Source organism: Ruegeria sp. AB9 (genome assembly GCF_056542585.1).
This window is the reverse complement of record NZ_JBQGAA010000043.1, coordinates 1-2,581: the sequence shown is the minus strand read 5'-3', so window position 1 is coordinate 2,581 and position 2,581 is coordinate 1. Positions and strand designations below refer to the sequence as shown.

The following is a 2,581-nucleotide window of genomic DNA, read 5'->3' as shown; positions in this document are numbered from 1 at the left end:
AATGGAACGGGCTTTGTTGGCATCCGCCGGTATCAGGCGGGCGTCGACAGCAAAGCCTTCGCCTGACACGAGGTCCTCCTTCAGGCAGCGCTCCACCGTCGCCTCGAAGATATGGCGCAGCATGTCGCTTTCCCGAAGCTTGCCATGGCGGCACCGCGAGAACGATGAATGATCCGGCACCTTGTCCTCCAAACCGAGCCGGCAAAACCAGCGATACGCAAGATTGAGATGCACCTCCTGGCACAGTCGTCGTTCGGACCGAATGCCCATCGCATAACCAATCACCAGCATCCGGACGATCAGCTCGGGATCGATCGAAGGGCGGCCCGTGTGGCTGTAAAAGGGCTTCAGCCTCTCCCGCATGTCGCCCATGTCGAGGAAACGGTCAATCTCTCTCAATACGTGATTAGGCGGCACATGTGCGTCCAAATCGAACTCATAGAACAGCTGCGCTTCAACCTTTTGAATGCCCATCATCGCCCGATCCTCCCAATCTCGATAAATCAAGTGAATCAAACGACTTGCCGCACTGCAACACAGAGTTCTTCAACAGCATGGGCGTATTCTGTTGAAAAACTCTGTCTTGATCGAAGGCCATCTGGCTGATTCAATTCTCTTATTGAATGGGAGTTTGGATGATGATGGGACCAAAACAGGAAACTCAGGCTGAGCTGTTCTATGAGTTCTCCCTGGAGGAACATGTCCCGGACAATCATCTGCTGCGGTCGATTGATCGATTTGTTGACCTGAGTAGTATTCGCAATCATTTGGCGGATTTTTACAGTCATACTGGTCGCCCTTCCGTCGATCCCGAGTTGCTGATCCGCATGCTGCTGGTGGGCTATTGCTTTGGCATCCGGTCGGAACGGCGGTTGTGCGAAGAAGTGCACCTGAACCTTGCGTATCGCTGGTTCTGTCGCCTCGATCTGACTGATCGAGTGCCGGATCACTCTACCTTTTCCAAGAACCGCCATGGTCGGTTCCGCGAGAGTGAACTCTTGCGGCACGTGTTCGAAACGACAGTGGCGCGGTGCATCGCAGAAGGTTTGGTCAGCGGCCAGCGTATGGCGATTGATGCCAGCTTGATTGAGGCAGAAGCGACCAAGCAGTATTCAGCGTCACAAGAAGAATGGGATGCTGCACAGATCGATGCCAAGACCGCACCGCGCGCTGTTCGGGAATATCTGGAAACCCTGGATGAGGCCGCGTTTGGTGCTGCCTCGCCAGTCAAGCCTAAGTTCATTTCATATTCGGACCCTGCCAGCCAATGGACAGCGGCGCACAAGGCACCAGCCTTCTTTGCTTACTCTGATAACTACCTCGTTGATACAGATCACAGCGTGATTGTGGATGTGGAAGCGACCAGATCCATCCGGCAAGCCGAAGTGGGGTCGACAAAGACGATGCTGGACCGGGTGAAGGACAAGTTCGACCTCGTCCCCGACTGGATGATCGCCGATACCGCCTACGGCTCAGGCCCGATGCTCGGCTGGCTCGTGGATCGCAAGATCGATCCTTACATCCCGGTCATCGACAAGGCCGGACGCCCCGACGGCACCTGGACACGCACAGACTTCGAATGGGACGCTGAGCATGATCAATATATCTGCCCAGAGGGTCACGCGCTTAAACAGTTCCGCCGGAATTACTCTGATCCAAACCGGGGGCCGTCGGGCAAGGGCACAGCCCGCTATCGCGCCTTGAAAGAAGTCTGCCAGGTATGTCCGTCCAAACAAAGATGCTGCCCCAACGCTGATGCACGCAAAATCACCCGCGAAGAGCACGAAGATGCGCGCCAGGTCGCCAGAGATCTGGCCAAAACTGAAGAGTACCAGATTGCGATGAAGCTCAGAAAGAAAGTTGAGATGCTCTTCGCCCACCTCAAGCGCATCCTAGGCCTTGGACGGCTCCGATTACGTGGACCGTGCGGCGCAAATGACGAATTCCTCCTCGCCGCCACCGCCCAGAACCTCCGCAAATTGGCGAAAATCTTTCCCGCACCGCAGCAAACGCGAAACGCCTGACCAGAAAGGCGCTCGTGCCGTGCTCAGGTCACCCCATTCTGCGACTGCAACACGTTGTTTTTCAACAGAATCGGCGGAAAGCGGAACTTCGCTGCGAACGCGATTGCTCCTTCCAAGAGTCTGGATTGCGGCCATTCAAATGTGGAATTGCTTGCGACTCCGGAAATCTGGCCGCTATATTTTGCAGGCGAAAATTCGCGAATTCCGGTATGCGGTATATACCGGAAGTATAGTACTATACTTAGATAGAAATTCGCTATTTCCGAGAATTTTGTGTACTCTAATGTAGTATGAACGATTCGAGACCACCGCTGGCTCGCGGGCGCGCCCGCCTCACTACAGTCATTCAGGCTTCAGGGGATGTCGTGCGTATTGACGATGCAGTGCGAGCTTTGGATATCGACCGTCACCAGGCCGCGAAATTACTCTCAAGATGGACCGCCCAAGGCTGGCTCAGGCGAGTTGGTAGCGGGGCATATGTACCTGTTCAGCTTGATCTTCTCGATGCGAGGCAGGTCTTGCAGGACCCTTGGATTCTTGTGCCGACGCTATTTGAG

Annotated in this window: 3 protein-coding genes; 2 read left to right on the top strand and 1 reads right to left on the bottom strand. The window is 54.9% G+C overall.

Translation table 11 applies throughout. The annotated features are described in order from the left end of the window. Window positions 1–477 (bottom strand): transposase (locus ACR0K5_RS24985; RefSeq protein ID WP_480632213.1); only part of this gene is annotated, 477 nt, incomplete at its 3' end. Between the two features lie 161 nt (window positions 478–638). On the opposite strand from ACR0K5_RS24985, the gene ACR0K5_RS24980 reads away from it, so the two are divergent. Together ACR0K5_RS24980 and ACR0K5_RS24975 are read left to right on the top strand one after the other, a co-directional pair. Next, a complete protein-coding gene (locus ACR0K5_RS24980; protein WP_480424160.1) occupies window positions 639–2,024 on the top strand; it encodes an IS1182 family transposase in 1,386 nt (461 codons plus the stop codon). Window positions 2,025–2,314: 290 nt separating this feature from the next. Then, window positions 2,315–2,581: type IV toxin-antitoxin system AbiEi family antitoxin domain-containing protein (locus ACR0K5_RS24975; protein WP_480632212.1), on the top strand; the 267-nt coding region annotated here is incomplete at its 3' end.